Here is a 25,261-nt window from a genome sequence, read left to right as displayed (position 1 = left end):
CTCCTGCCGACTGGTTCATCCCAACTATAGTAAATCTCTTCACTGTGCCGCCCAACATGCTGCTCGTCGTCGGGCGGCGGCAACCCTGAGCGGGTAGTGTGGCGACACCATGAGGATGACGCGTCGAGAGCTGCTGATCGGCGCCGGAGCGGGTGCTCTCGGTGTGCTGCTCGTCTCCTGCACGCCGGAGCCGAAGCCGACACGCACCCCGACGCGCACACCATCGCCGCTTCCGACCACGAACGTGCCCGCCCCTGCAGACAGCGTGCGCAGCTCTTGGGCCACGGACCAGTACTCGCGCGGCGCCGTGAGCTACACCCGCATCGGTGTGCAATCGGACACGCGCGCGACCCTCGCAGAGCCCGTGGAGGGACGGGTGTACTTCGCGGGCGAGGCGACGGATGTCGACAACCCCTCCACGATGCGCGGAGCCATCCACTCCGGTGAGAGCGCCGCGATGCGACTGCGGGCCACAGCCGAGGCCGGGGAGCGGATCGCGGTGATCGGTGCTGGGCTCGCCGGTGCGACCGTCGCCGCTGATCTCGCTGACCTCGATGTCGAGGTGACCGTCTTCGAGGCGAGGGACCGCGTCGGTGGCCGCGTGCACTCCCACCTCGACGACGACTGGCCGATCCCTGTTCAGCTGGGCGGTTGGCTGGTCAGCCCCGACGACGACAGCGACCTCGCCGAGAGCGTGGATCTCGCATCCGCGCTGTGGCGCTCGGCGGGGGCCGACATCGAGCCCGTCGCCAACGCGCCGCTGGACGCCGCCATCACCCTGGCGCAGACCTTTCCGGCCGACGTCTCGCTGACCGAGGCTCTCATCGCGACCGGCGCCGACCCAGAGGAACCCGGTCTGGCCTCGCTTCTCGCGTATCTCGCGACCACCTCTGGCGCCGACGCGGAGAAGCTCTCCGCCTGGTTCCCCCCGGCGCTGCCGCGCGCAGCTTCGAAAGGAATCGTCGGCGATCTCGGGGCGTATGTGCGGACGCAACTGAGCGATGCGCAGCTGACCCTCTCGTCGCCGGTGACCCGTATCGCCTACGACGACGCGGGTGTCAGCCTGCGCCTGGGAACGGGGGAGTCGACCTCATTCGACCGGGTCGTGGTCACCGTTCCGCTCGGCGTGCTGCAACGCGACGGCATCGAATTCGCCCCTCCGCTGCCCTTCACCCACCGCGGTGCACTGAACGCGCTCGGCATGGGGCACGTCGAGACGATCTGGCTGCGTTACGACGAACCGTTCTGGGACACCGAGGCGACGATCTGGCATGCCGTGGGCGATGGGCCGGCCGGCGGCGGCGGGCTGACGCTGGAGGATGCAGTGATGGTGCGCACCTGGATCAACCTGCTACCGGTGACCGGCGAGAATCTGCTCGTGGGCATCGTCGGAGGTGACGACGCGGAGAAGTTCGCCGAGCTCGAGGAGGAAGGAGCGCTGCTGTCGGCGCTCACATCGCTTGAGCTGTTCCTGCCTTCCGGCGCGACGGGCTGACGCGGCTGATCACCGCGAGCACGGTGGCGATGAGCGCGAAGATCGACAGAGCGACCGCGCTCGTGAGCAGGAACTCTCCGATCCCGCTGACCTGGCGCAGATCGAGGAAGTAATACGGGTACCAGCCGATCATCGGCCCGCGCCACATCGTCACCCCGCCCCACAGAAGCGGGAATACCAGCGATCCGGGGATGATCCACCATGGGACTGCGCGGTGGCCCGGCGTGAGCGTCCACGCGATCGCGGTGAGCGCCGGAAGCCAGAAATGCAGCACCTGATCCGACCAGGGCACATCGACGCGGATCCCGCGTATTCCGGCCTGCCAGACGATGAGTGCGAACGCGAGCCCCGCAGTGATGGTCCACGTCAGCACGAGTGAGAGGGCGATGCTGAACCAGCGAGGATCATCATCACGACGGAATGCGATCAGACCGCCGACAACGAGCAGCACGACCAGCGCGCAGTTCGATTCGACCGTGAGGTACGCGAAGAAGTTGCGGCCGGCGATGGTCTGAGAGCTGAGGCCCCAGAACAGGCGGTGAACGAGCGCGGTCAGACACACTGCGGCCGTGACCAGACGAAGCACGCCGAACGTGTTCCGTGCCTTCACCGTCGTTTCGCCTCCGCCCCGACGCGCATCCACGCCATCCGGCGAGTCTACGGAGAACTCGAGTCGAGTTCCGGCGATGGCGCGACCGAACCGGGGGTTATCCCCACCGGCATCCGTCGGTGCACTGGATGCCGTGGAGGATGGCCGCCGGAAAGACTGAAGTCATGACAACCACTGCCCTCCGTCCGGCGCCATCTGCCAACCTGGACTCTGTGAGCGATTCTCCTCCCGGCCTCTACCCTCGCCTCTGGCAGCTCGTGCCCAGAGAGCTCGGCTTCCTTCTTCTCGGTGTGCCCACTGCGGTGGTGGGCTTCGCGGTGACGATTCCTCTGTTCGCTCTGGGGATCGGCACGCTCATCACCTTCTTCATCGGGCTGGTGTCGCTGATCGCAGCGCTGTACGTCTCGCGCTGGTTCGGAACCGTGGAACTCGTGCGGCTCGAATGGGCTGGTCGACCCGCGATCGTCAGACCCGAGTGGCGGCCTGTCCGGGCAGCCCCTGGGTTCCTCGGCTGGGTGAAGCGGATGCTGGGCAACGGTCACTACTGGCTGTATCTGCTGCACACGACCATCGTCAATTTCGTGGTCTCGCTGGTCACGTGGGTGGTAGCCCTCGTCTGGGTCGTCGTGGGCCTCGGCGGCATCAGCTACTGGTTCTGGGGGCGCTTCCCCGCGAATGACACCGACGGGTGGTACCTCTCCCGGTCGATCTTCTGGTTCTTCGGCATCCCGTCGGACGGCGTGGATTTCGAGGCATGGGATTCGGTCTGCTACTTCATCGCCGGGATAATCCTGCTCGCGACATTGCCGTTCATCACCCATGCGCTGACGCTCGTGCATCAGGGCATCGCTGCGGGGATGCTCGGCGCGTTCAGGTCGGACGCGCTGAAGCACGAAGTGGCGAGCCTCAACGAGTCCCGCGGTGCAGCCATCGCTGCCGAAGGGCACTCGTTGCGCCGACTGGAACGCGATATTCACGATGGCCCCCAGCAGCGACTCGTTCGCATGCAGATGGATCTGTCGGCTGCCGACCGACAGGTCGAGGTCGATCCGGGGAAGGCGCGCGCACTGATCGCTGAAGCCATGGAGCAGTCGCGAGATGCGCTCGATGAGCTGCGGGCTCTGTCGCGCGGCTTCGCGCCGCCGATTCTGATGGACCGCGGGCTGGTCGCTGCGCTGGAGTCCGCGGCCATGCGCAGCACCGTCCCGGCACGAGTGGTGAACCAGTTGCCCGCAGGCGTCGAACTCGAGCAGGACGTCGAGCGCAACGCGTACTTCGTCGCGAGCGAAGCGATGGCGAATGCGGCCAAACATGCGGACGCCGCCGAGGTCGAGGTGCGAGTCGGAGTACTCGCCAAGGGCCTCGACGGCAACAGCCTGCTGGAGGTGGTCGTGACCGACAACGGTCGTGGCGGTGCCACGGAGCTCTCCGGTCACGGTCTGGCTGGTCTTGCCGAACGACTTCGCGGCCTCGGCGGCACGCTCGACATCCAGAGCCCTCAAGGCGGTCCGACCGTCGTCGGCGCTCGACTGCCGCTGACGGCATCCGTCTCATCGCCGTGACGTGATCACCGCATAGTGTGGGGTGCATGAGTGCTCTTCGCGTCGTCGTCGCCGATGATTCGGTTCTGCTTCGCGAAGGCCTCGTGCGCATCCTGATGGAGGCAGGCGTCGAGGTCGTCGGATCGTATCCGGATGCCGAGCTGCTGTTGGCGGATCTCGTCGAGATCGCCCCGGATCTCGTCGTACTCGACGTGCGGATGCCGCCGACCTTTCGTGATGAAGGCGTGCGGGCAGCGCTCGCGGCGCGTGAGCTTCTTCCCGGCGTGGGGATCCTGTTGCTGTCGCAGTACGTCGAAGTCGCCTATGCGCAGGAGCTGCTCTCCTCCGGCACTGGCGGCGTCGGATATCTGCTCAAGGACCGGGTCGCGTCACTCGACGAGCTCAAGGATGCGATCGACCGGATACAGGCCGGGGGAACCGTGCTCGACCCGGAGGTCATCGCGCAACTGATCAGCCGCAGGCAGGATCCCCTCGAGACGCTCACGCGGCGCGAGGGCGAGGTGTTGGCAGGGATGGCCGAGGGGCGCACGAATACGGCCATCGCATCTGCCCTCTTCATCGGTGTCGGTGCGGTCGAGAAAAACGTCACGGCGATCTTTCAGAAGCTGAATCTTGATGCTGCCTCTGGCGCCGATCACCGCAGGGTGCTCGCCGTGCTGGCCTGGCTGCAGCGCTGAGCATCTCTTCGCGTACGCCAAGAGGAAGCCGGTCGCGCGCTCCGATGGGCGATAGTGCAGGTCCTCAGATGCCCAGGATCGCCTTGGCGATGACGAAGTAGATCACGAGCCCGGTGGCATCCACGAACGTGGTGATGAACGGATTGGAGAAGACCGCCGGGTCCACCCTGATCGTTCGGGCGACCAGCGGCATGATCCCGCCGATCGTCGCGGCCACGGAGCACACGGCGACGAGGGTGCACCCGATCACGAGCCCGATCTGCCAGTCGTACACCAGCGCCGTGATCCCGAACCCCAGCAGGCCGAGAAGCACCCCCAGAGACAGCCCCACGCGCAGTTCGCGGGTCAGCACGCGCACCAGATCCCGCGGGCGCACTTCCCCGAGCGCGAGCGCACGAGTCACGGTCGTCGCGGCCTGATTCCCGGTGTTCCCGCCCGTCCCGATCAGCAGCGGCACGAACAACGCCAGCACAGTGAGCTGTTCCAGCGTCGCTTCGAATACCGACAGCACCTTCACGGTGAGGGTCGCGCCGACCGCGAGAACAAGGAGCCACACGACGCGCGAGCGCACGATCCGTCGGATCGGCGTGGACAGGTACGGTCGGGCGAGCGGCTCCACTCCACCCTGGCGGGCGGCATCCTCGCTCTCCTCGCGCTTGAGGATGCGCGCGGCATCATCGATCGTGAAGATCCCGACAAGGCGATGCTCGCTGTCGACCACCGGGACCGCGAGGAGTCCCAGATCAGTGCAGTCGCGAGCAGCGGCCTCGGCGCCGGAGTCGGCCGGCACGGTGTGCGCGTCCTGCATCAGGGACTCGACGAATGCGTCGTCATCGGCGGCCAGCAGGTCGCGGAGGCTGACGACGCCGACGACCCGACGCGCGTGGTCGGTCACCGGAAGGGTGTAGATCGTCTCCGCATCGGCGATGCGAGCACGCATGCGCCGCAGGGTCTCCGCTGCGGTGAGGTCGGGATGGGTGGTCACGTACTCGGGGCTCATGCGCCGACCGATCGAGTCCTGCGAATACCCGAGTACCGACGCTGTGAGCTCCCTCTCATGCGGCGAGAGCCCTCGGAGCAGGCGCGGAGCGACCGACGCCGGCAGCTCATCGAGCAGCCAGACCCGGTCGTCCGGGTCCAGCTCGGCGAAGAGCGCAGCGACCTCGGCATCCTGCAGGCTGCGCACGAGCTCGCCCTGCAGCTCCGGAGAGAGCGCCTCGAAGACCTCGACGGCCTGCTGCTTCGGCAGCAGCCGGTAGACGACGGCGCAGTCTCGGGGGTTCAGCCGTTCGAGAACCTGCACGATCTGCCATGTCGGCACCGGTGACAGAGTGGTCGATGCTGCGGCCAGATCACGACGGGACAGACTCTGCTCGATCAGTTCGAGGAGGTCAGCGGTGTCGAAGTTCTGGGTGGGGATCTGCTCCGTGGTCATGGAGGGCTTCTTTCGGGCAAGCCGACGAGAAGCGCAAGAACATGCGCCGGCGGTCGTCGGCTGGACGGATGAGTCGAAGCCGGACACCCGCGCGAGACGTCAGAGGCTGGGCGTCTCGAATGCGATGGCGGAGTCCGGATGCTGATGGCAACTATCACCACTCATGGGAGTACCACCTCGCTTCCGTCTTCGCAGACCGCCTCAGATGCGGTCAGGATTCAACAACGCGATCGCGCTGCTGCCTCCGCCAATGTAGTCCATCAGAATGGACGACGCCTGCGCGCCGTCCATTCTGATGGATGAGCAGCACTGCCTCAATCCGCATCGAGGAGGAACGGGCGGGCGGCGTCGAGGAATGCTCGTGGGTCGTCGGCCCAGATCCGCACCGAGGCGACGAGGTGCTCGCCGCCACGAGGCGGCAGGCCGGGCAGCCGCACCGCGTACGGCCGTTCCAGCTCGATCTCGATGTTCGTCTCGTCCTGCATCCGCTCGGCGTACTCCGCACCGATGATCCTCGGCTGCTTGGGTTCGTCGATGCGCCGGTTGATCGCGACGGACGCGACTTCCGCCCAGGGCAGCGCGACGTCGATCTCGAGACCGTTGCGCACCTGGATGCCGTCGGGGCCCACGGAATGCGGGCGCAGCAGCATCGCGCAGAGCAGCCCGATCATCCAGGTCAGGCCCCAGATGCCGACGATCAGGAATGCGATGCGCACGGCGGGCCAGCGGTGCACGATCAGATCGATGATCGGCAGCTCGACCGCCGACAGCACGATGAACACGATGAGGATGGTGAGCACTGGGCGGTGATATCCGATCCCGGTGCCGCCGCGGGGTACTGCCGGGCGGCGGGCGATCGCCCGGCCGATGCTGGCGTAGATGCGCAACTCTGCGAGGAGTGCGCGGTGTGCGAGGGAGAGGAACCGGCGCCACGGGGAAGGGGCTGCCGTCTCGATCGAGACGGTGCTCATGTCGCGCTCTCGGCTTCGGCCACCAGCACTGCCAAGTGCTCCGCGAGAGCGGTGACCCCGCGCTCTACGGCGTCACGATCTTCCGGAGCGATCGCCGAGATCAGGGTCTCGTTGAGTTCGACGTGCTCCTGCTGCATCCGCGTCATCGTCGTGACGGCGCTCGGCGTCAGCTCGACCAGCACGGCCCTGCGGTCCGTCGGGTGGGGTGTGCGGCGCACATGACCCGAACTCTCCAGCCCGTCGACGAGACCGGTGATGTTGCGAGGACTCACCGCGCAGAGCTTCGCCAGAGCCTGCTGGGTAGAAGGACCGGCATGCTGCAGCACCCACAGAAGATGCACGCGTGCTGGCGTCAACCCAGTCCCGTCGAATGCGCGTGCCATGTCCTTCTGGAACAGCTCGGCGATCTGCAGCAGGCGGTCGAGCAGCAACGGGTTCATGGTAGTGATGGTACTACATCATTACCTTACTTCACTAAATTGGGTTCAGGCGGGGTCGATCCGCAGCACTTCGGGTGACTCGCCGCCCTCGAGGTCGCCGGCGATGCGGATGCTGCGAGCCAGATCGTCGAGAGCCGGGATGAGCATGCCGAAGGTCTCACGGGAGCCGCCCACGGCGGACAGGGTGACCAGATGCGTACCGGTGTCCCAGGTGTACGTGGCGAACGGAAGAGCCGAGGGCTGTTCGGGGAACGACATCACGAGCTTCTCGCCGACGCCGAGACGAGTGGGGAACGACTCGGTGTCGTCGTACTCGATGGGCATCATGGCCCGCGCCCTGCGCACATCGTTCGTCAGCTCCTGCGTCGTCGCCATGGCGACGACGATCTCCGGATCCGCCTTCCACGTCCACACCAGCACGCGGCCGTCAGCGCGCTTCATCATGGCCGGGGCGAGCTGGCTGATGGCCCAGGCGCCGATGCGCGTTCCGCGGGCGGGAGTACCGCCGCCTGCCTGCACGGCATTGCCCATCAGCATCCGCAACGCCGCTTTGCGATGGCGGCGGCCTTTCCATCCGAATGAATCCGTCACGGGGATCCAGAGCTGCGGGTCTGCGGTGCTGGCGATGCGCATGTCACCACGGTAGAGGATGAGCCTGCGCGAGCGCTCTGACTGCGGCTGGCCTCCCGAGGGCGTGCAGACCGCTCGGGTAGAGTTGCCAGCGCCCTGAACCGGGCACTTCTCCGACGCGTACCTTAAGGCTGCCATCCGTGACCTCCTCTGACGCTCCGATCGACCCGATCGACCCGTCGAGCGCCCCCGAGTCCACCCACGCAGGAAACGATCGCCCGCTGCGCATCGTCATCGGCTGCGACACTTTCGCTCCGGACATCAATGGCGCGGCGCGTTTCGCCGAACGTCTGGCGGCCGGCCTCGTGCAGCGCGGCCATGACGTGCATGTCGTGGCGCCGAACCAGAAGTACCGCCGGGCAGAGCCTCGCACTGAGGTGATCGAGGGCGAACCGATGACCCTGCATCGTCTGCCATCGGTCCGCTGGGCGCCGCACGACTGGTTGCGGTTCGTGTGGCCGTGGCGCTCCAAGCACTACGCGCGCAAGGTGATCGACCGCGTGAAACCCGACGTCGTGCACATCCAGTCGCACATCGTGATCGGTCGCGGTCTGTCACGCATCGCCCACGAGCGCGGCATCCCGGTCGTGGCGACCAACCACGTGATGGCCGAGAACATCCTCGATCACACCGCGCTTCCCGAGTTCATCAACCGCCGGGTCATCGACTTCGCGTGGGGCGACGCGGAGCGCACGCTCAAGCTCACCAGGGCGGTCACGACGCCGACCCGACGGGCGGCGGACTTCCTGGAGAAGACGATCGACATCAGCGGCGTCATCCCGATCAGCTGCGGGATCGACCGCACCCAGTACACGCCGGTCATCGCGCCGCGGGAGAAGAACCGCATCATCTTCGTCGGGCGCCTCACCGCCGAGAAGCAGATCGAAGTCATTCTGCAGGCGATGACGAAGCTCGACCCCGCGCTCGAGGCGACATTCGACATCGTCGGCGGTGGGGATCAGCGAAAGAACCTCGAGCGTCTCGCGGTCGAGCTCGGTCTCGCCGGCCGCGTGACATTCCACGGCCGCACCACTGATGAGGAGCTGCGCGCTCTGCTGTCGCGCGCAAGCCTGTTCGTGATCGCATCGATCGCCGAGCTGCAGTCGATCGCGACCATGGAGGCGATGGCGTCGGCGCTGCCGATCGTCGCCGCGGATGCTGTCGCGCTGCCGCACCTCGTGCACGACGGTGAGAACGGCTACCTCTTCGAACCGGGTAACGCCGAAGAGCTCGCCGCACGCCTCACGGATGTGCTGACTGCAGAGCCCGCAGAGTACGAGCGGATGCAGCAGGCATCGCTCGACGGCGTCGCCGTGCACGACATCAACCGCACTCTCGACACCTTCGAAGCGCTCTACCGCGACGAACCACTGCCGGAATAGCGGGGCCGCCCATGCACATCGTCTTCTTCGGCGATCAGCACCTGGAGTCGCTCGGTGGCGCACAGGTGTCGATGAGGCTGCAGCGACGATATCTGGAGCGCGCCGGGCACACGGTGACGGTGGTGGCTCCGAAGATGCACGTGGCGCGAGACTCGGATGCCGGCTACCTGGACACCCCGTCGATCCCGATCACCGGTGACCGCGAGTACTCCATGTCGTGGCCGGGGCGGCGCAACGATCGCTTCCTCGACCGGGCATGCGCCCACCGGCCGCCTGTCGATCTGGTGCACGTGCAGGCCGACTTCTGGGGGGCGTTCATCGGGCATCGCTTCGCCCACCGTCACGGCATCCCCGTCGTGCACACGATGCACAACCGGGTGGACGTCGGCATGGCCGCCGTCACGCCGCTGCACAAACCGGTGCTGGCCGTGCTCAATCTCTGGCGGCGAATCGCGATGCGGGGGATCGGTCGGCCGGTCCCGGGCGGCGACGGGTGGGCGTTCCTGCGTGGCATCGCCCAGGGATCCGACGCCGTCACGGCACCGTCCGGCCACTTCGCGCGCCGGCTGGAGCGTCACGGCGTCTTCGAGCGCGTGGATGTGGTGTGGAACGGCATCGACGACGAGCTGCTGGCCCAGACGCTCGCTGCACGGGACGCCGCGACTTCGCATCCGCAGCGCCCGCGCTTCGTGTGGCTCGGGCGCATGAGCCCGGAGAAGCGGCTGCTGCCGTTCCTCGAAGCCGTCGTCGAATCGCGGGTGGATGCCGATATCGAGGTCATCGGAGGGGGCGCGCAGCGACGTGCCGCTGAGAAGATCGCTCGTGGCCATGACGGCATCCGTTTCGCCGGCCGCCTCTCGTACGCCGAGACGCTCGCGAGGATCGCTGCGGCGGATGCCGTGGTGCAGACCTCGATCGGCTTCGAGACGCAGGGCATGACGCCGTTCGAAGCGGCGACGCTCGGGACGCCGACCATCGTCAGTGACCCCGACATCGCCGGTGAGCTGCGCGGCGGGCTCTGGGCAGTGCCCGGCCCTGGAGCCGATGGGCGCACCGCATCCGAAGCCCAGCGCATCACGGCGCTCGCTGCGACACTGCAGCGAGCGGCATCCGACATCGCCGCAGGTGCCGCGCCGAAACCCGATCCTGACGTCGCAGAGGCGTTCCGCCAGTCATCGCGCACCGCGGCGATGATCGAGATCTACGAACGCGTGGTCGGAGCACACTGAGACGGCTCTCACCTATGAGGGCAGCCCGCTGTCGCCTCAGAAGTAGAAGACTGAGCTGACCGCGTTGAGGATGAAGGTGAAGCCGGCGCCGACGACGCCTGCGCCTCCGAGTCCCGTCGCGATGCCGGCGAGTCCATGAGGAGCGCCGACTCTACGGAGTCCGATGAGCCCGAAGATGAGAGCCGCCAGCGAAGCGAGGAACGTGAGCACCGAGAGCGCACCGCTGACGAGGCCGATCAACTGGTAGTCGGCGGAGCGGATCATGATCTGGATGATCACGTTCGTCAGCAGGCTGACAGCGAGCCCGATGAGGCCGATGATGAACCCGATGCGGCCCGGAGTGTTGGAGTCGGCAGGCCCGGATGCGGCTGGGGAGTAAACGGGCTGGCCGTACTGCGCCTGCTGGGGCTGGGTGTACTGGGGCTGCGCCGGTGGGGCCTGTGGTGCCCCGCCCTGATAGTAGTGATGCGCGGTCGGGGCCGGCGTACCCGGCGCAGGGTACCCAGGCTGAGGAGGCTGCCCCGGGTTCGACGCATACGGCGGAATCTGAGGCTGCTGCGGGTCGCTCATGTCGCTGAGCATAACCGCCTGTTGATCGTCAGCGGTAGGCGGGCGTCGATTCTGCGTCTTGGATGCTGTCGCGCTCTGCCACGCGAGTCCAGTCCGTTGCGACAGCATGGAAGCCATCCCGACGCAGTTCGACGAGAGTCGCAACGAGACCGGTGAGGGCGAGTGCTGCAAGGAGGATGATGATGACCATGGCAGAAATGCTACGTATGGTGCTTTAACGTCACGAGTGGCAGAATCGACATAGATCATCGAAAAACTGCCAAACTGGCGTCATCAGGATCCACGTCGAAGGAGCGCTCATGAAGACTGTCGCCTGTATCGTCCAAGACGGGTTCGCCCCCTTCGAGTTCGGCGTCGCCTGCGAAGCGTTCGGCCTCGATCGTACGGATGACGGCGTGCCGAACTTCGACTTCCGCGTCGTCACCGCCGATCCGGGCAAAGTGACCTCGAAGATCGGCTTCTCCATCAACGTCGAGGATGACCTCTCCTTCGCGTACGAGGCCGATCTCGTCGTGGTCTGCCCGATTCCGCGCGAGTGGTGGGGCGACACTGACCCTCGTGTTCTCGAGGTCGTGCGCGATGCGGATGCCAGAGGGGCGTGGCTGCTCACCATCTGCAGCGGGTCGTTCGTCATCGCGCAGGCGGGCGTGCTCGATGGTCGCCGTGCGACGACGCACTGGATGTACGCCGACGTGATGGCGTCGATGTATCCGCAGATAGACGTCGATCCCGACGTGCTGTTCGTCCAGGACGGCCGCATCATCACGAGCGCGGGCACGGCGGCCGGTCTCGACGCCTGCCTTTACCTGCTGCGGCAGGAGATCGGCGCTGAACTCACCAACCGCGTCGCGCGTCGCATGGTCGTGCCGCCGCAGCGCGACGGCGGCCAGGCGCAGTACATCGATCGGCCGCTGCCCGTTGCGCAGACCGATTCGCTCGTCGCTGTCACCGAGTGGGCGATCGGAAATCTCCGCGAGGAACTGACCGTCGATCAACTCGCGTCGCGTGCGCACATGTCGCCGCGCACGTTCGCGCGGCGTTTCAAGGCCGAGCACGGCGCGACGCCGGCGTCGTGGCTGGCCAGGCAGCGCATCATCCACGCGCAGCGACTGCTCGAGCGCTCCGATCTGGGTCTGGACGCGATCGCCGTCGAGTGCGGCTTCGGTTCTGCGGCGGTGCTGCGGCAGAACTTCTCACGGGTGCTGGCGACGACGCCGACCGCGTACCGCGCGAAGTTCGCATGCGTGGACGAACCCGCTGCCTGACCCTGACCCGCTCAGTCTCCGGGGCGCGACCAATGGCCCGGCGCGGCCAGGTCTGCCTCGCGCACGTCGAGCCCCGTGTGACCGATCGCCGCCAGGCAGTACAGGAGCGATTGCGTCGGATAGCCGTGCGGACGGTTGTCCCTGATGATCGCCGCGTCATCTGTGGGATCGAGCGCAGCGGATGCCGCAAGTACCTCGACCCACTCGGCTTCCCAGTCGTCCGACTCGGCTGCATGGGCTCTGAACTCCGGCAGCCACCGGGCGATGCGGGCTGTGGCAGGGTCGTCGAGCCCGTCATGCGCGATCATATGCACGCCCGTCGGCACCGGCGTCTCACTCAGCCTCTCACCGTCCCACGACAGCACGCGCGCAGCATCCGGCCCGACCTCGAGAAGATTGAATCCGTGCATCCGCAACGGCGCCGTCGGTGAGCGACCGGCGACGGATTCCAGCGCGAGGCTGCCACGGCTGAGCACCTGGTCCTCGGGGAGGTCGAGGGTGTCTGCCCGGTTCAGCAGCACGGCAAGACGTCCGGCGCTCCGGTCCGCTGCAAGCCATGCACCGCCCGCCCGGCGATCACGGATCCCGATCACTCCCGGATAGCGCTCCGGCCACCATGCGCCGAGCGGATCCCATGCGCGCTCCGGATCTTCATCGCGGATCGCGAGAAGCCGCGACCCTCCTGGCTCAGCGACATCGATCACGACGGTGCACACGCGACCCAGTCTAGGTGTGCTTCCGACCACGGGTGGGCGGCCACCCGATGTGCTCAGATCTCGATCACGACCTTGCCGCGGACGCCTCCGCGCTCCAACGCGCGATGGGCTCCGGCGATGTCCGACAGTGGGAACACGCGATCGACCTGCGGGCGGATCGCGCCGGCGGAGACCCACCTGCCCAGTTCAGCGAAGAGCGGAGTCTTCGGATCGCCGCTGAAGAATCGTGCCCAGCGAGTGCGCCGAACCGAGTTCGCAGCGATGTATCCGAGAGAGCGAACTGGGTGGTCGAGGTCGAACGAGATCGCGACCATCCGACCGTCGGGGGCCAGCAGGCGCCGGAACGCGGCCAGATCGGTGCCGACCGTGTCGAGTATGACGTCGAACTGCCCCAGCTCGCCGGGGTGGCGGTAGTCGATCGCTTCGTCCGCGCCCAGTTCTCGCACGAGATCGAGATTGGGCGCGCTCGCCAGGCCGGTCACGTGGGCGCCCATCGCCTTGCCGAGTTGGACGGCGACGTATCCGACTCCGCCCGTCGCCCCGCGCACCAGCAGTCGCTCGCCGGGCGCCAGGGCTGCCTTGTCGCGGAGCGCGGTGATCGCGGTCGTGCCCGCGGGGAGTGCTGCGGCCTGTACCGCATCCAGTCCATCCGGGACCAGGCCGAGCCGATCGGGGCGGATGGCTGCATATTCTGCTGCTGTGGAGAGGGGCATCCCTCCGATGCCCCAGACGAGGTCGCCGACGGCGAATCGGGATGCACCCGGATCGACGACGTCACCCACGACGTCGAGCCCGACCTGCTTGGGGAATCGATTGCCGCTGAACGGCCGCAGTCGTCCTGCTCGCATCGCCAACTCGCCGCCGTTGACCGAGAGCGCACGGACCCTGATCAACACTTCTCCTGGTCGCACGCGGGGGAGCGGCCCGGTCACTTCGTGGAGCACGTCCGCTGGTCCGTACCTGTCGTAGCTGGCCAGACGCATGGAATCTGAAGTCATGCTTCATGTCTAACATCCGAAACGGAGCGACCACTCCGTTTCGCGTAAAGTGAGAGCATGACCACGAAATCGACTCGGTTGCGCGCGGATGCCGCCGCGAATCACGCGCAGCTTCTCGAAGTCGCACGGCAGGCGTTCAGGGATCAGGGCCTGGGGGTGTCGATGAGCGCGGTCGCCCGGCGCGCGGGGCTCGGCGTCGCCACGTTGTATCGACACTTCCCCTCGAAGGGCGATCTCGTCGCCGAGTCGTTCGCCGCTCCGATGGGGGAGTGCGTTGGAATGCTCGACGATGCACTCGCCGATCCTGATCCGTGGCGTGCGTTCTGCCGGGTGATCGAGGAGGTGTGCGAGATGCAGGCGCACGACCGGGGGTTCTCCGCTGCGCTCGTTTCGGCACTCCCCGGCACGTCGGATTTCGGTGCGCTGCGCGACCACGCCGAATCGACCTTCGCCGAGCTGACTCGCCGCGCGAAGGAGTCCGGCGACCTCAGGGCCGATTTCTCGACGTCTGACCTGATGCTGATCCTGCTCGCGAACTCGGGAGTTCGTGCGGGCGCCGGAGACGCGGCGCCCGCGGCGTCGCGGCGGCTGACGGGTTATCTGCTGCAATCCTTCCGCGCCAGTGCAGCCGCGCCGCTCCCCCCGCACGTGGCGCTTTCGCTCGACGTCGCGGCTCTCTGAGCGAGTGCCGGGCCCGCCGGACGCTTACCGCACGCCCTTCATGAGGCGCAGGACGGGCTTGGCTGCGAGCAGCAGGGCGACGCCGACCGCTGCCGCAATGAGCCCGAGCGTGAGGAAGTACGGAACCTCGTTGGTCGGGTCGTAGAAGGTCGCGAGCTGACCGGCCAATGCGGTGCCGAGCGACACGGACAGGAAGAACAGGGCCACCATCTGCGTGTGGAATGCCTGCGGGGCGAGTTTCGTCGTCACGGACAAGCCAACGGGCGAGAGCAGCAACTCGGCGACGGTGAAGGCGAACAGGATGCCGATGATCGCCAGCATCGGCGTCGAGTTCTCGCCACCCCCGGCGAAGGGCAGGAACAGCAGGAAGGCGCCGCCCATGATGATCGCGCCGAGGGCGAACTTCACCGGCGTCGACGGCTGGCGATCGCCGAGGCGCGTCCAGAGCCAGGCGAAGACGCCAGAGAGCACGATGATGAACACCGGGTTGATCGACTGCACCCATGACACCGGCATCTCCCAGCCGAAGAGGTCACGGTTCAGGCGCTTGTCGGAATAGACGGTGAGCACCGTGAACTGCTGCTGGTACAGCGACCAGAACGCGACAGAGGTGAGGAACAGCGGTACGAATGCCCACACGCGGCTGCGCTCGACGGGGGTGACTCTCTGACTGCTGAGGATCACGGTGAAGTACGCGATCGTCGCGGCGATGACCGTGATGATGACGACGAGGGCGAGGTTGTCGGCGCGGATCACGCCGACGAGGACGAGCACGACGATGAGGACCAGGGCTGCCGCCGCGATACCTCCGACGAGCGGATACCCGCGTCTGGGAAGTGGATTCGGCACCGCCCCCGCTTCTTTCGGAAGGCCGCGCCGACCGAACGAGTACTGCACGAGACCCGCGGTCATCCCGACCGCGGCGAGCCCGAAGCCCCAATGGAAGCCGAGCGTCGACTGCAGCAGTCCTGTCAACAGCGGGCCGAGGAATCCGCCGAGATTGATGCCGAGGTAGAAGAGCGAGAAGCCGCCGTCGCGGCGGGTGTCGTCTGGGGAGTAGAGCGTGCCGACGACCGAGGTCGCGGTCGCCTTCAGCCCGCCGGAGCCGATGGCCACGAGGACGAGACCCACGCCGACGCCGACGAACCCGGGGAGCAGCGCCAGTGTGACGTGTCCTATCACGATGACGATCGCGCTGAAGAAGAGCACGCGCTCCGCCCCGAGCAGTCTGTCGGCGATCCATGCACCGAGGATCGTCGACAGGTAGACGGCACCGCCCATACGCGCCGACGACGCCGGCCGCCACCGTCTCGGGCATGCCGAGGCCGCCGTCTGCGACGGAGTAGTAGAGGTAGATGAGCAGGATGCCCTGCATGCCGTAGAAGCTGAACCGCTCCCACATCTCCACGCCGAAGACATGGGCGAGCGCGCGAGGGTGGCCGAAGAAGCCCTTGTCTGCGGACCCGGCGGCGGGCGTCGAGGAAGCAGGAGGAGGAGTGCTCATATCCCGCCACGTTACGCTTTCGCGCTCCCGTCGTCACGGATCGATTCGCATCGGCTGCCCCCGCTGAGTCGACACAGGGCAGAATCGAAGCATGAACATCGTCGTCGGAGTCACTGGCGGCATCGCCGCGTACAAGACCGTTCATCTGGTTCGACTGCTCATCAAGGCGGGCCACGAGGTCACCGTGATCCCCACCGAGGATGCGCTGCGCTTCGTCGGCGCGCCGACCTGGGAGGCGATCAGCCGCAACCCTGTCACGACGAGCGTGCATGACGACGTGGCGAAGGTGCGTCACGTCGCGCTCGGACAGGCGGCAGAGCTGGTGATCGTCGCCCCCGCCACCGCGAATACGATCGCGAAGATGACCGCGGGGCTCGCCGACGACCTGCTGGGCACGACCCTGCTGGCGACAACCGCTCCGGTGGCGATCGCCCCCGCGATGCACACCGAGATGTGGCGGCATCCGGCCACTCAGGCGAATATCCAGACCCTGCGCGAGCGCGGGGTCAACGTCCTCGGTCCCGGTGACGGAGAGCTGACAGGTGGAGATTCGGGTCCGGGGCGGATGCTCGAACCGGAGGAGATCGTCGACGCCGCCCTCGCGCTGCTCGGCCCGCAGGATCTCGCGGGACTGCGGGTGGTCGTCTCGGCAGGGGGAACGCGCGAGCCGATCGATCCGGTGCGCTTCCTCGGCAATCGCTCGAGTGGAAGGCAGGGCATGGCGCTCGCCGCCGAAGCCGCAGAGCGCGGCGCCGATGTCGAGTTGGTCGCCGCGAACGTCGCGGCCGACGTGCTCGCCGAGGCACGGCATCCGCGTATCCGTGTGCGCACGGTGGGCACTGCTGCGCAGCTCGGTGATGCGATGGCGGATGCTGCGGCATCGGCTGATGTCGTGATCATGGCCGCCGCCGTCGCAGACTATCGGCCGGCCCACGCGTCGGATCAGAAGCTGACCAAGGAGGGCGGTCCCCTCGACCGCATCGAGCTGGTGGAGAACGCCGACATCGTCGCGGGGCTCGCGGCGTCCCGCCCGCAGGGGCAGACGATCGTGGCCTTCGCGGCTGAGACCCTGCTCGATGCGGAAGAGCGGCGCGAGCGCGCCCGTCGCAAGCGCGAGCGCAAGGGTGTCGATCTGCTCGCGGTCAACCTTGCGGATGCCGAGCACGGCTTCGAGAAGTCCGACAATGCGATCGAGATCATCGGAGCCGAAGGTGCGGTCGTCGCATCCGCCGAGGGATCGAAGCGCCAGGTCGCTCGTGCCATCTGGGACGCTGTGCATAAAAGTCGCAGTTGAGGTAAAGTTGAGTCATCACCACTCAACTTTGAAGAGGAGCAGTCCAGGAGGACACGATGACCAACCCCGCACAGCCGCAGCAAGACGACCAGCAGTCCGCCCTCGAGCAGTTCGGCATCAACCTGACCGATCGTGCCCGCCAGGGCAAGCTCGATCCGGTGATCGGGCGTGACAGTGAGATCAGGCGCGTCAGCCAGGTGCTCACCCGCCGCACGAAGAACAACCCCGTGCTGATCGGCGAGCCAGGTGTCGGGAAGACCGCCGTCGTGGAGGGATTGGCGCAGCGGATCGTCGCGGGGGACGTCGCGGAGTCCCTCAAGGACAAAGAGCTCATCACGCTCGACATCTCCGCCCTCGTCGCCGGTGCCATGTATCGCGGTCAGTTCGAGGAGCGCCTGAAGCAGGTGCTCAAAGAGATCACCGAGTCCGACGGCCAGGTCATCACGTTCATCGACGAGCTGCACACGCTCATGGGTGCCGGGCGGAGGCGAGGGGTCGGTCGCAGCATCCAACATGCTCAAGCCCATGCTCGCCCGTGGTGAGCTGCGGCTGATCGGCGCGACGACGCTGAACGAGTACCGCGAGTTCATCGAGAAGGATGCCGCGCTCGAACGCCGTTTCCAGCAGGTCTACGTCGGCGAGCCCTCGGTCGAGGACACCATCGCGATCCTCCGCGGACTCAAGGAACGCTACGAGGCGCACCACAAGGTCGCGATCTCCGACAGCGCGCTGGTCGCCGCGGCATCCCTCTCCAACCGGTACATCCCGAGCCGGCAGCTGCCGGACAAGGCCATCGACCTCATCGACGAGGCCGCATCCCGACTGCGCATGGAGATCGACTCTGCCCCGGTCGAGATCGACGAGCTGCGCCGTCATGTCGATCGGCTGAAGCTCGAAGAGCTCGCGCTCAAGAGGGAGAAGGACGCCGCCTCGAAGGAGCGTCTCGCCACACTGCGCGAGGACCTCGCCTCCGAGCAGTCGCGCCTCGGCGAGCTGCAGGAGCGGTGGGAGCGCGAGCGTGCCTCGCTGAACAAGGTCGGCGACCTCAAGACCAGGTTGGATGCTGCCCGCAGCGACGCCGAACGCGCACAGCGCGAGGGCAATCTCGAGAAGGCGTCGCGACTGCTGTACGCCGAGATCCCCGCGTTGGAGCGCGAGCTGATCGAGGCGGAGCAGTCGGAGGAGTCCGAAGACGGCGAGGATCGCATGGTGGGCGACCAGGTCACCGAAGCCGATATCGCGGGCGTGATCGCGGCGTGGACCGGCATTCCCGTCGGGCGTCTGCTGCAGGGCGAGACCGAGAAGCTGCTGCACCTGGAGGCCGAGCTCGGCAAGCGCCTGATCGGGCAGAAGGATGCCGTGCAGGCGGTGTCTGATGCGGTCCGCCGCTCCCGAGCGGGTATCAGCGACCCCGGCCGCCCGACCGGATCGTTCCTGTTCCTCGGCCCGACCGGCGTGGGAAAGACAGAGCTCGCCAAGGCGCTCGCCGAGTTCCTGTTCGACGACGAGCACGCCATGGTGCGCATCGACATGTCGGAGTACGGCGAGAAGCACACCGTCTCGCGGCTTGTCGGTGCCCCTCCTGGCTATGTCGGGTACGAGCAGGGTGGTCAGCTCACCGAGGCGGTCCGTCGCCGCCCGTACAGCGTCGTACTGCTGGACGAGGTGGAGAAGGCGCACCCCGAGGTCTTCGACGTGCTGTTGCAGGTCATGGACGACGGTCGCCTGACCGACGGGCAGGGACGCACGGTCGACTTCTCGAACGTCATCCTGATCCTCACCTCCAACCTCGGTTCGCCGATCCTCATCGATCCGACGCTGTCGCTCGACGACAAGCGCGAGAGCGTCATGGCGCTGGTGCGTCAGTCGTTCAAGCCGGAGTTCGTGAACCGTCTCGACGACATCGTGATCTTCCAGGCGCTCACGGAGGACGACCTGGCCCAGATCGTCGAGCTCGCGATCGACCAGCTGCACACGCGGCTGCGCGAGCGCCGGCTCACCCTCGCGGTCACGCCCGATGCACGGTCGTGGCTCGCCGAACGGGGATACGACCCGGTGTACGGCGCGCGCCCGCTGCGCAGGCTCATCACGAACGAGGTGCAGAACAAGCTGGCGACGGCCCTGCTCTCGGGCGGCGTGCGCGACGGTGACTCCGTTCGGGTCGACGTGGCCGCGGACGGCTCGGGGCTGGTGCTGACCTCGGCATAGGCGGCCAGCGGGCGAGACGGCATCTCCTGCATGAGAAGGGCTCTCCGTGATGCCTTCTCATGCAGCAGCTTCCTTCTCGCGCTGGGTCGGCACCGCTGGGGCGATAGGGTCGACGGCATGAGACTCTCCGGTCGGTTCGTCCGTGTCTTCCAGTGGATAGCACCTGTGCTGCTGCCGGCGCTCGTGGTGTTCGGGCGGGGGCTCCTTGGCGCGCCGATGGGGTGGATGATGCTCGTCGCCATGATCATCGGCCCGCTGGTGGTGATCGCGATGTACATCGCCCCGATCATCGTGCTCTTCGACCGTGACGCGAAGGCGGCCCGCAGTACGCGGGTGCTGTACAACGTCGCGAGCTGGGTGACCTGGGGAGCGCTGCTGGTCATGATGTTCACGCTCGTCGACGGCGGGGACTCGCCTCCGTTCGGCTCGGTGCTCTCGACGTGGGGATGGATGAGCAGCGATGCGTCATCGATTTTCTTCGCCGCCGCGATGGCGGCCGTCGTCATCGGCTGGCTGGGGACGATCACGACCGCGATCTTCGGGGTCGTGCAGTCGCGCAGTGCGAAGCCGCCATTGCTCAGCGCCCCGTGAACTCCGCCTTGCGCTTCTGCTGGAACGCCGCGAAGCCCTCGTGGTAGTCGGCGGTGTCGCGCAGCGACGCCTGGTTCGCGTTCTCCTCGGCCACGGCATCCCACAGCGCGAGACGCTCGTCGCGCAGCCTGGCGATCAGTCGTTTGCTGGCGAGGAACGCCCGGGTCGCGCCGATGGCGGCGCTGGTTGCCGCGGCATCCGTCGCCGCAACGACTTCGGTGGCCGGCAGCACCCGTGAGAACAACCCGGACTGCACTGCCTCGGTGCCGCTCATCAGCCGGCCGGTGTAGATCAGGTCGAGCGTCTTGTGCGCTCCGAGCCGCTCGAAGAACAATGCGTGCCCGCCGGAGTCCAGCGTCGCGCCGAGCGCGGCGAACGGCGATCCGATCTTCGCGGTGTCGGCGACGTACACGACGTCTGTGGCGATCAACAGGCCGAGTCCGACGCCGAGGCATGCGCCGTGCGCGGCGGCGAACGTGGGGGCGGGGAATGCCGACATCTTCTGCAGCAACGGAGTGACCCTGCCCTCGAGGTACCCGGTCACATCGTCGGTGACAGGGTCGACACCGGCGATGTCGCGCCCCGCGCAGAATCCCGCGCCCTCGCCGCGCAGCACCAGCGCCCGCACGCCGGCCGCTGCGGCCTCGTCGTAGGCCGCGCCGAGGTCGGCCAGAGCGGCGACGTCGAGCGCATTGCGCTTCTCCGGCGCGTTCAGCACGACGTGGGCGACCCCGTCGGCGATGGTCAGCTCGATCATGAGGGCTCCTTCATCGGGCGATCAGGTGTCGTAGTCGACGACGACGTTCTTCGTCGTCGGGTGGGACTGACAGGTGAGGATGTATCCGCGCTCGATCTCGTCGGGCTCGAGCGCGTAGTTCTGCGTCATCCGCACCTCGCCCTCGATCAGCCGCGCGCGGCACGTGCCGCAGACTCCTCCTGCGCACGCGAACGGCACGTCGCCGCGTACTCGCAGCGCAGCATCCAGAATCGCCTCGTTCGCGGGTACCGGCGACTCGACCGTCGATGACAGCCCGTCGAGGGTGAACTCGATCAGGCGCATCTCGTCGCCCTCGCTGACGACGACGGGCCGTCCACGATCGATGCGCGGGCCGTCGGCGTCGCTCGTGAACAACTCGAAGCGGATGCTGTCGTGCGGCACCCCTCGGCCCTCGAGCGTCTCGCGGCAGAGGGCGACGAGGTCGAACGGCCCGCACAGGAACCACTCGGTCACCGTGTGCGGCGGCAGCAGGTCGTCGAGGATCGCGTTCAGCTTCTCGGCGTCGATGCGCCCGGAGAGCAGCGGTGCGGTGCGCTGCTCGCGGGAGAGCACATGGTGCAGGGCGAGACGTGCGGGGTAGCGATCCTTCAGATCGGCGAGGTCGTCGAGGAACATGACGTCCTGCGTGGCGCGGTTCGTGTAGATCAGGCTGAACTGCGCGGTCGGCGAGGATGCCAGCACGTGAGATGCCAGCGCCATCATCGGCGTCACGCCGGAGCCGGCGGCGATCCCGGCGATGTGCGCATGGTCGAGGTCAGGCAGGTTCGTGGTGAACGTGCCCTCGGGGCTCATCACCTCGATGCGGTCGCCCGGCTTCAGATTCTCGTGCGCCCAGACCGAGAACAGCCCGCCACGGTCGCGCTTGATGCCGACACTGATACTGCCGGAGGTGGGCGGTCGGCAGATCGAGTAGCTGCGCCGTACCTCATGCCCTTCGACGTGTGCCCGCAGGGCCACGTACTGCCCGGGAAGATAGTCGTAGTCGCCCTGCAGCTCGGGCGGCACCGCGAACGTGACCTCGATGCTCTCCGCCGTCAGCGGCCGGACATCGGAGACGGCGAGTTCGTGGAAGCGGCCTCGGCGTCGCGTCGCGGTTCTCATCACAGCACCTTGAAGTGGTCGAAGGGCTCGAGGCACGTGCGGCACTCGAAGAGCGCCTTGCACGATGTCGAACCGAACCGGGCGATCTCGCGGGTGTCGAGCGATCCGCAACGAGGGCACTTCACCGCCAACCGCAGCCGGATCGGTCCCTGCCCGAGCGCGGCGCGGCCGTGCGGTGGGGCGATGCCGTAGGCATGGAGCTTCTGCTTGCCGGCATCCGTCATCCAATCCGTCGTCCACGCCGGCGACAGAGTCGTGCGCACCTCGACGTCATCGAAGCCCGCTGCCGTCAGCGCAGACGTCACATCGTCGCGCATCGCGTCGAGCGCGGGGCATCCGCTGTATGTGGGGGTGAGCGTGACGATCACTTTCATGCGATCCAGCGTCACGTCGCGGAGGACGCCGAGATCCTCGATCGTGAGCACGGGGATCTCCGGGTCGGTCACCGTGGCGGCGATCGCCCAGGCATGCTCGCGGCGCGTGGTCGTGGCGCTCACCATGATGCCCCCGGATGCTGTCTGGCCAAGACCTGCATCTCGGCGAGGAGGTGCCCCATGGCGGGGAAGTGGCTGCCGCGTCGTCCGCCGCCGGATGATGCCCGAACGTCGGGGACGTCGAGTTCCGCCTCGGTGAAGACCGGCTCGATCACGGCGTCGAATCCGGCACGCAGCGTGGATGGACGAACCGCGATGCCGTCGAGCTCGTCGATCAGCGGTTCGTCGCGGAACAGCTCGTCGACGTACGGCCAGACATCCCGTACCGCGCGGATCATCCGGCGTCGCGATTCCTCTGTGCCGCCGGCAAGGCGCAGCGTCCACTGCACGGCGTGGTCGCGGTGGTAGTCGACCTCCTTCAGCGCCTTCTCGGCGACCGCGGCGAGCGTCGCATCCTTCGACGCCCGGAGAGCCGAGTAGAGCTCGAACATGTAGACGGATGCCGCGAGCTGCCGTGCGATCGTCTGAGCGAAGTCTCCGTTGGGCTGCTCGAAGAGCCAGGCGCTGCGGAACTCCGGCTCATCGCGGAAGTACGCCAGGTCGTCCTCGCTGCGGCCGTCGGCGGTGCCGGCCCAGGCTGTAGAGGCATAGTGCAGCAACGAGCGCGCGTGACCAAGCAGATCGATCGCGATGTTGCCGAGCGCGACGTCCTCTTCGAGCTCGGGCGCGTGCGCGATCCATCCGCCGAGCTGCTGCGACAGGATCAGTGCGTCGTCGCCGAGCCAGAGCGCGTACTCGGCGACGGCCGGAGTCGCGGTGGCGTCGGCGTCGCCGGTGAGTTCGGCGGAGAGCTCCACCTCGTCGACCGTGACGTGCGGGAGCGGACGGGAGTCGCTCACAGGTGCGGCACCCCCTCGGATGCGGTGTAGTACACCGCGTGACGGTAGTTCTTGCCCGCTGGACTCTCGAAGAACGAGCCCTTGGCGTCCGGATCGCTCGTGGTGATGGCGTCCGCCGGAACGACCCAGATGGATGTGCCCTCGCCGCGGCGCGTGTACAGGTCGCGGGCGTTGCGAACGGCGAGCGCGGCGTCTGGCGCATGCAGCGACCCGGCGTGCACGTGGCTCATCCCACGGTTCGCGCGGACGAACACCTCCCACAGCGGCCAGGTCTCGGCGGCAGTCTCCGTGCTGACCATCACGCGGCCTCCTTCGAGTTCCGTGTCGCCTTCTTGCGGGCATACTCCGCCGCGGCCTCGCGCACCCAGGCGCCGTCTTCGTGCGCCTCGCGCCGCGCCCGCAGGCGTTCGACGTTCATCGGACCGTTGCCGCCGAGCACCTCGAAGAACTCGGTCCAGTCGATTTCGCCGCCCACGTACTGCTGGGTCTTCTCGTCGAAGTGCAGCTCCGGGTCGGGCAGTGCGATGCCGAGCGCCTCGGCCTGCGGCACCAGCATCCCGATGAAGCGCTGGCGCAGTTCGTCGTTGGAGAACCGTTTGATGTTCCACGCCATTGACTGCGCCGAGTTGGGCGAGTCGCCATCGGGAGGGCCGAACATCATCAGGCTCGGCCAGTACCAGCGGTTCACAGCATCCTGCGCCATCTCGCGCTGCGCATCCGATCCCTGCATCAGCGCCAGCAGGATCTCGAAGCCCTGTCGCTGGTGGAACGACTCCTCCTTGCAGATGCGGATCATCGCTCGCCCGTACGGTCCGTAGGAGGCACGGCACAACGGCACCTGGTTGCAGATCGCCGCGCCGTCGACGAGCCACCCGATCGCACCCATGTCGGCCCAGGTCGGGGTGGGGTAGTTGAAGATCGACGAATACTTCGCCTTGCCCTCGATGAGCTGCATGGTCATCTCGTCGCGGGTGATGCCGAGCGTCTGCGCGGCCGAGTAGAGGTAGAGGCCGTGGCCGGCCTCGTCCTGCACCTTCGCCATCAGGATCGCCTTGCGCTTGAGGCTCGGGGCGCGAGTGATCCAGTTGCCCTCGGGCTGCATGCCGATGATCTCGGAGTGCGCGTGCTGCCCGATCTGACGGATCAGCGCGCGGCGGTAGGCATCCGGCATCCAGTCGCGCGGCTCGATGCGCGAGTCGGCGGCGATGATCTCGTCGAACCGGCGCTGCTCGGCGGAGGGTTCAGCGGCGACATCAAGGGTGGCCATCGCGACTCCTTCGTCTTTCCTGACCGTACGTTCAGTAATTCTCCCATAAGTGAGCCGCGCCCGCACGCAGTGTGCGGGATTCGAGCGTCAGCGGGAGCGGGAGACGAGCGCCAGGAGCGCCCGGCCGTACGCTTCTGACGGATCGGGATGCTCGAAACGCAGCACCTCACCACTGATCTCGATCTCCACCAGGAAAGAGTCCTCCAGGCGGACCAGCCTGCGGAAGGTGCCGCGCAACAGGTCGCGCAGCTGATCCTCGCGGGGCAGCCACACGGCGTCCGCCAGCTCGACCGAATCGAGCGCCCACTCGGTCGTGCCGTTGAACGCCAGGTCGGTGCCGAGCGGCGTCCGACGCGCCTCGATGGTCATCTCGCTGACGGTGAAGATCTCGGCCTCGACCTCGAGCTCGACCTCGTCGGGGAGGTCGAGCAGGAAACGGTCGCCGCTCTGGGGGAGCCACACGAGGCCGGCCTGCCGCAGTGCGACCGCGAGTTCGCGGGTGATCACCTTTTCCACGCTAGACG

General features: G+C 67.2%; 25 protein-coding genes and 2 pseudogenes. 10 read left to right on the top strand and 17 right to left on the bottom strand.

Annotated elements, in window-relative coordinates; translation table 11 throughout:
* The first annotated feature begins 109 nt into the window (after nt 1–109).
* On the top strand, nt 110–1,495 hold the full coding sequence (locus QFZ46_RS06255; protein ID WP_307359485.1) for a flavin monoamine oxidase family protein: 1,386 nt from the start codon (nt 110–112) through the stop codon (nt 1,493–1,495).
* Here the strand turns inward: QFZ46_RS06255 and QFZ46_RS06250 are convergent.
* The gene (locus QFZ46_RS06250; protein WP_307359483.1) at nt 1,452–2,138 is read right to left on the bottom strand and encodes a Pr6Pr family membrane protein; all 687 of its coding nucleotides are present in this window, start codon (nt 2,136–2,138) and stop codon (nt 1,452–1,454) included. The genes QFZ46_RS06255 and QFZ46_RS06250 overlap by 44 nt on opposite strands.
* Nucleotides 2,139–2,317: 179 nt before the next feature.
* On the opposite strand from QFZ46_RS06250, the gene QFZ46_RS06245 reads away from it, so the two are divergent.
* Together QFZ46_RS06245 and QFZ46_RS06240 are read left to right on the top strand one after the other, a co-directional pair.
* Nucleotides 2,318–3,667, top strand: coding sequence for a sensor histidine kinase (locus QFZ46_RS06245; RefSeq protein WP_307359481.1), 1,350 nt, complete (start codon nt 2,318–2,320; stop codon nt 3,665–3,667).
* A 26-nt stretch (nt 3,668–3,693) separates the two neighbouring features.
* Nucleotides 3,694–4,344: a response regulator transcription factor gene (locus tag QFZ46_RS06240; protein ID WP_307359478.1), complete on the top strand. Its 651-nt coding sequence runs from the start codon at nt 3,694–3,696 to the stop codon at nt 4,342–4,344.
* A gap of 64 nt (nt 4,345–4,408) precedes the next feature.
* Here QFZ46_RS06240 and mgtE read toward each other — a convergent pair whose 3' ends face one another.
* The 4 genes from mgtE to QFZ46_RS06220 form a co-directional block, all read right to left on the bottom strand.
* Nucleotides 4,409–5,779, bottom strand: a complete 1,371-nt coding sequence (mgtE, locus tag QFZ46_RS06235) for a magnesium transporter (protein ID WP_307359475.1) — start codon at nt 5,777–5,779, stop codon at nt 4,409–4,411.
* 314 nt (nt 5,780–6,093) lie between these two features.
* The gene (locus QFZ46_RS06230; RefSeq protein ID WP_307359473.1) at nt 6,094–6,750 is read right to left on the bottom strand and encodes a hypothetical protein; all 657 of its coding nucleotides are present in this window, start codon (nt 6,748–6,750) and stop codon (nt 6,094–6,096) included.
* Nucleotides 6,747–7,190, bottom strand: coding sequence for a MarR family winged helix-turn-helix transcriptional regulator (locus QFZ46_RS06225; RefSeq protein ID WP_307359470.1), 444 nt, complete (start codon nt 7,188–7,190; stop codon nt 6,747–6,749). Before QFZ46_RS06225 ends, QFZ46_RS06230 begins: the two co-directional genes overlap by 4 nt.
* Nucleotides 7,191–7,235: 45 nt before the next feature.
* On the bottom strand, nt 7,236–7,823 hold the full coding sequence (locus QFZ46_RS06220; protein ID WP_307359468.1) for a hypothetical protein: 588 nt from the start codon (nt 7,821–7,823) through the stop codon (nt 7,236–7,238).
* 137 nt (nt 7,824–7,960) lie between these two features.
* On the opposite strand from QFZ46_RS06220, the gene QFZ46_RS06215 reads away from it, so the two are divergent.
* Nucleotides 7,961–9,202, top strand: a complete 1,242-nt coding sequence (locus QFZ46_RS06215; protein ID WP_373457636.1) for a glycosyltransferase — start codon at nt 7,961–7,963, stop codon at nt 9,200–9,202.
* Nucleotides 9,203–9,213: 11 nt separating this feature from the next.
* Nucleotides 9,214–10,431 carry a glycosyltransferase family 4 protein gene (locus QFZ46_RS06210; protein WP_307359467.1) on the top strand — a complete coding sequence of 406 codons (1,218 nt, stop codon included), beginning with the start codon at nt 9,214–9,216 and terminating at the stop codon, nt 10,429–10,431.
* Nucleotides 10,432–10,467: 36 nt separating this feature from the next.
* On the opposite strand, the gene QFZ46_RS06205 is transcribed toward QFZ46_RS06210, so the two are convergent.
* Nucleotides 10,468–11,001 (bottom strand): hypothetical protein, encoded by a 534-nt coding sequence (locus QFZ46_RS06205; RefSeq protein WP_307359465.1) that lies wholly within the window; start codon nt 10,999–11,001, stop codon nt 10,468–10,470.
* A gap of 28 nt (nt 11,002–11,029) precedes the next feature.
* Nucleotides 11,030–11,191, bottom strand: a complete 162-nt coding sequence (locus QFZ46_RS06200; protein WP_307359463.1) for a hypothetical protein — start codon at nt 11,189–11,191, stop codon at nt 11,030–11,032.
* A gap of 109 nt (nt 11,192–11,300) precedes the next feature.
* On the opposite strand from QFZ46_RS06200, the gene QFZ46_RS06195 reads away from it, so the two are divergent.
* The gene (locus QFZ46_RS06195; protein WP_307359459.1) at nt 11,301–12,266 is read left to right on the top strand and encodes a GlxA family transcriptional regulator; all 966 of its coding nucleotides are present in this window, start codon (nt 11,301–11,303) and stop codon (nt 12,264–12,266) included.
* Between the two features lie 11 nt (nt 12,267–12,277).
* On the opposite strand, the gene QFZ46_RS06190 is transcribed toward QFZ46_RS06195, so the two are convergent.
* Nucleotides 12,278–12,982 (bottom strand): NRDE family protein, encoded by a 705-nt coding sequence (locus QFZ46_RS06190; RefSeq protein ID WP_307359457.1) that lies wholly within the window; start codon nt 12,980–12,982, stop codon nt 12,278–12,280.
* Between the two features lie 53 nt (nt 12,983–13,035).
* Entirely contained in the window at nt 13,036–13,980 is a 945-nt protein-coding gene (locus QFZ46_RS06185) for an NAD(P)-dependent alcohol dehydrogenase (RefSeq protein WP_307359456.1), read from the bottom strand.
* A 57-nt stretch (nt 13,981–14,037) separates the two neighbouring features.
* Here QFZ46_RS06185 and QFZ46_RS06180 point away from each other — a divergent pair, with 57 nt between their 5' ends.
* Nucleotides 14,038–14,661: a TetR/AcrR family transcriptional regulator gene (locus tag QFZ46_RS06180; protein ID WP_307359454.1), complete on the top strand. Its 624-nt coding sequence runs from the start codon at nt 14,038–14,040 to the stop codon at nt 14,659–14,661.
* Between the two features lie 24 nt (nt 14,662–14,685).
* On the opposite strand, the pseudogene QFZ46_RS06175 reads toward QFZ46_RS06180, so the two are convergent.
* A pseudogene (locus tag QFZ46_RS06175) lies at nt 14,686–16,165 on the bottom strand (peptide MFS transporter).
* Between the two features lie 91 nt (nt 16,166–16,256).
* Here QFZ46_RS06175 and coaBC point away from each other — a divergent pair.
* The 3 genes and pseudogenes from coaBC to QFZ46_RS06160 all read left to right on the top strand — a co-directional run bounded on the left by coaBC (nt 16,257) and on the right by QFZ46_RS06160 (nt 20,258).
* Nucleotides 16,257–17,459, top strand: coding sequence for a bifunctional phosphopantothenoylcysteine decarboxylase/phosphopantothenate--cysteine ligase CoaBC (gene coaBC, locus QFZ46_RS06170; RefSeq protein ID WP_307359452.1), 1,203 nt, complete (start codon nt 16,257–16,259; stop codon nt 17,457–17,459).
* Nucleotides 17,460–17,515: 56 nt separating this feature from the next.
* A pseudogene (locus tag QFZ46_RS06165) lies at nt 17,516–19,667 on the top strand (ATP-dependent Clp protease ATP-binding subunit).
* A gap of 117 nt (nt 19,668–19,784) precedes the next feature.
* Nucleotides 19,785–20,258 carry a hypothetical protein gene (locus QFZ46_RS06160; RefSeq protein WP_307359450.1) on the top strand — a complete coding sequence of 158 codons (474 nt, stop codon included), beginning with the start codon at nt 19,785–19,787 and terminating at the stop codon, nt 20,256–20,258.
* On the opposite strand, the gene QFZ46_RS06155 is transcribed toward QFZ46_RS06160, so the two are convergent.
* The 7 genes from QFZ46_RS06155 to QFZ46_RS06125 form a co-directional block, all read right to left on the bottom strand.
* Nucleotides 20,245–21,015, bottom strand: coding sequence for an enoyl-CoA hydratase/isomerase family protein (locus QFZ46_RS06155; protein WP_307359448.1), 771 nt, complete (start codon nt 21,013–21,015; stop codon nt 20,245–20,247). The two genes, QFZ46_RS06160 and QFZ46_RS06155, sit on opposite strands and share 14 nt — an antisense overlap.
* Nucleotides 21,016–21,036: 21 nt before the next feature.
* Nucleotides 21,037–22,137, bottom strand: a complete 1,101-nt coding sequence (paaE, locus tag QFZ46_RS06150; RefSeq protein WP_307359446.1) for a 1,2-phenylacetyl-CoA epoxidase subunit PaaE — start codon at nt 22,135–22,137, stop codon at nt 21,037–21,039.
* Entirely contained in the window at nt 22,137–22,637 is a 501-nt protein-coding gene (gene paaD / locus QFZ46_RS06145) for a 1,2-phenylacetyl-CoA epoxidase subunit PaaD (RefSeq protein ID WP_307359444.1), read from the bottom strand. The genes paaE and paaD overlap by 1 nt, the downstream gene beginning before the upstream one ends.
* Nucleotides 22,631–23,470 (bottom strand): 1,2-phenylacetyl-CoA epoxidase subunit PaaC, encoded by an 840-nt coding sequence (gene paaC, locus QFZ46_RS06140; protein ID WP_307359441.1) that lies wholly within the window; start codon nt 23,468–23,470, stop codon nt 22,631–22,633. Before paaC ends, paaD begins: the two co-directional genes overlap by 7 nt.
* Complete coding sequence (gene paaB, locus QFZ46_RS06135) at nt 23,467–23,769, bottom strand: 1,2-phenylacetyl-CoA epoxidase subunit PaaB (RefSeq protein WP_307364507.1); 303 nt, start codon at nt 23,767–23,769, stop codon at nt 23,467–23,469. Before paaB ends, paaC begins: the two co-directional genes overlap by 4 nt.
* Nucleotides 23,769–24,737, bottom strand: coding sequence for a 1,2-phenylacetyl-CoA epoxidase subunit PaaA (gene paaA, locus QFZ46_RS06130; protein ID WP_307359438.1), 969 nt, complete (start codon nt 24,735–24,737; stop codon nt 23,769–23,771). Before paaA ends, paaB begins: the two co-directional genes overlap by 1 nt.
* Nucleotides 24,738–24,824: 87 nt before the next feature.
* Complete coding sequence (locus tag QFZ46_RS06125; protein ID WP_307359435.1) at nt 24,825–25,244, bottom strand: pilus assembly protein CpaE; 420 nt, start codon at nt 25,242–25,244, stop codon at nt 24,825–24,827.
* Nucleotides 25,245–25,261: the final 17 nt, after the last annotated feature.

Source organism: Microbacterium murale (assembly GCF_030815955.1).
Taxonomy (GTDB): domain Bacteria; phylum Actinomycetota; class Actinomycetes; order Actinomycetales; family Microbacteriaceae; genus Microbacterium; species Microbacterium murale_A.
Note: the sequence above shows the minus strand (reverse complement) of the source record. Positions and strands in the feature narration are given on the sequence as shown.

Excerpts from the sequence above, each read along its gene's own strand:
- QFZ46_RS06200 (WP_307359463.1), bottom strand. The coding sequence starts at position 11,191 with ATGGTCATCATCATCCTCCTTGCAGCACTCGCCCTCACCGGTCTCGTT.
- QFZ46_RS06240 (WP_307359478.1), top strand. The coding sequence starts at position 3,694 with ATGAGTGCTCTTCGCGTCGTCGTCGCCGATGATTCGGTTCTGCTTCGC.
- QFZ46_RS06155 (WP_307359448.1), bottom strand. The coding sequence starts at position 21,015 with ATGATCGAGCTGACCATCGCCGACGGGGTCGCCCACGTCGTGCTGAAC.
- QFZ46_RS06230 (WP_307359473.1), bottom strand. The coding sequence starts at position 6,750 with ATGAGCACCGTCTCGATCGAGACGGCAGCCCCTTCCCCGTGGCGCCGG.
- paaA (WP_307359438.1), bottom strand. The coding sequence starts at position 24,737 with ATGGCCACCCTTGATGTCGCCGCTGAACCCTCCGCCGAGCAGCGCCGG.
- paaE (WP_307359446.1), bottom strand. The coding sequence starts at position 22,137 with ATGAGAACCGCGACGCGACGCCGAGGCCGCTTCCACGAACTCGCCGTC.
- QFZ46_RS06210 (WP_307359467.1), top strand. The coding sequence starts at position 9,214 with ATGCACATCGTCTTCTTCGGCGATCAGCACCTGGAGTCGCTCGGTGGC.
- QFZ46_RS06185 (WP_307359456.1), bottom strand. The coding sequence starts at position 13,980 with ATGACTTCAGATTCCATGCGTCTGGCCAGCTACGACAGGTACGGACCA.
- QFZ46_RS06205 (WP_307359465.1), bottom strand. The coding sequence starts at position 11,001 with ATGAGCGACCCGCAGCAGCCTCAGATTCCGCCGTATGCGTCGAACCCG.
- QFZ46_RS06160 (WP_307359450.1), top strand. The coding sequence starts at position 19,785 with ATGAGACTCTCCGGTCGGTTCGTCCGTGTCTTCCAGTGGATAGCACCT.
- mgtE (WP_307359475.1), bottom strand. The coding sequence starts at position 5,779 with ATGACCACGGAGCAGATCCCCACCCAGAACTTCGACACCGCTGACCTC.
- coaBC (WP_307359452.1), top strand. The coding sequence starts at position 16,257 with ATGAACATCGTCGTCGGAGTCACTGGCGGCATCGCCGCGTACAAGACC.
- QFZ46_RS06225 (WP_307359470.1), bottom strand. The coding sequence starts at position 7,190 with ATGAACCCGTTGCTGCTCGACCGCCTGCTGCAGATCGCCGAGCTGTTC.
- paaB (WP_307364507.1), bottom strand. The coding sequence starts at position 23,769 with ATGGTCAGCACGGAGACTGCCGCCGAGACCTGGCCGCTGTGGGAGGTG.
- QFZ46_RS06180 (WP_307359454.1), top strand. The coding sequence starts at position 14,038 with ATGACCACGAAATCGACTCGGTTGCGCGCGGATGCCGCCGCGAATCAC.
- QFZ46_RS06255 (WP_307359485.1), top strand. The coding sequence starts at position 110 with ATGAGGATGACGCGTCGAGAGCTGCTGATCGGCGCCGGAGCGGGTGCT.
- QFZ46_RS06195 (WP_307359459.1), top strand. The coding sequence starts at position 11,301 with ATGAAGACTGTCGCCTGTATCGTCCAAGACGGGTTCGCCCCCTTCGAG.
- QFZ46_RS06220 (WP_307359468.1), bottom strand. The coding sequence starts at position 7,823 with ATGCGCATCGCCAGCACCGCAGACCCGCAGCTCTGGATCCCCGTGACG.
- paaD (WP_307359444.1), bottom strand. The coding sequence starts at position 22,637 with ATGGTGAGCGCCACGACCACGCGCCGCGAGCATGCCTGGGCGATCGCC.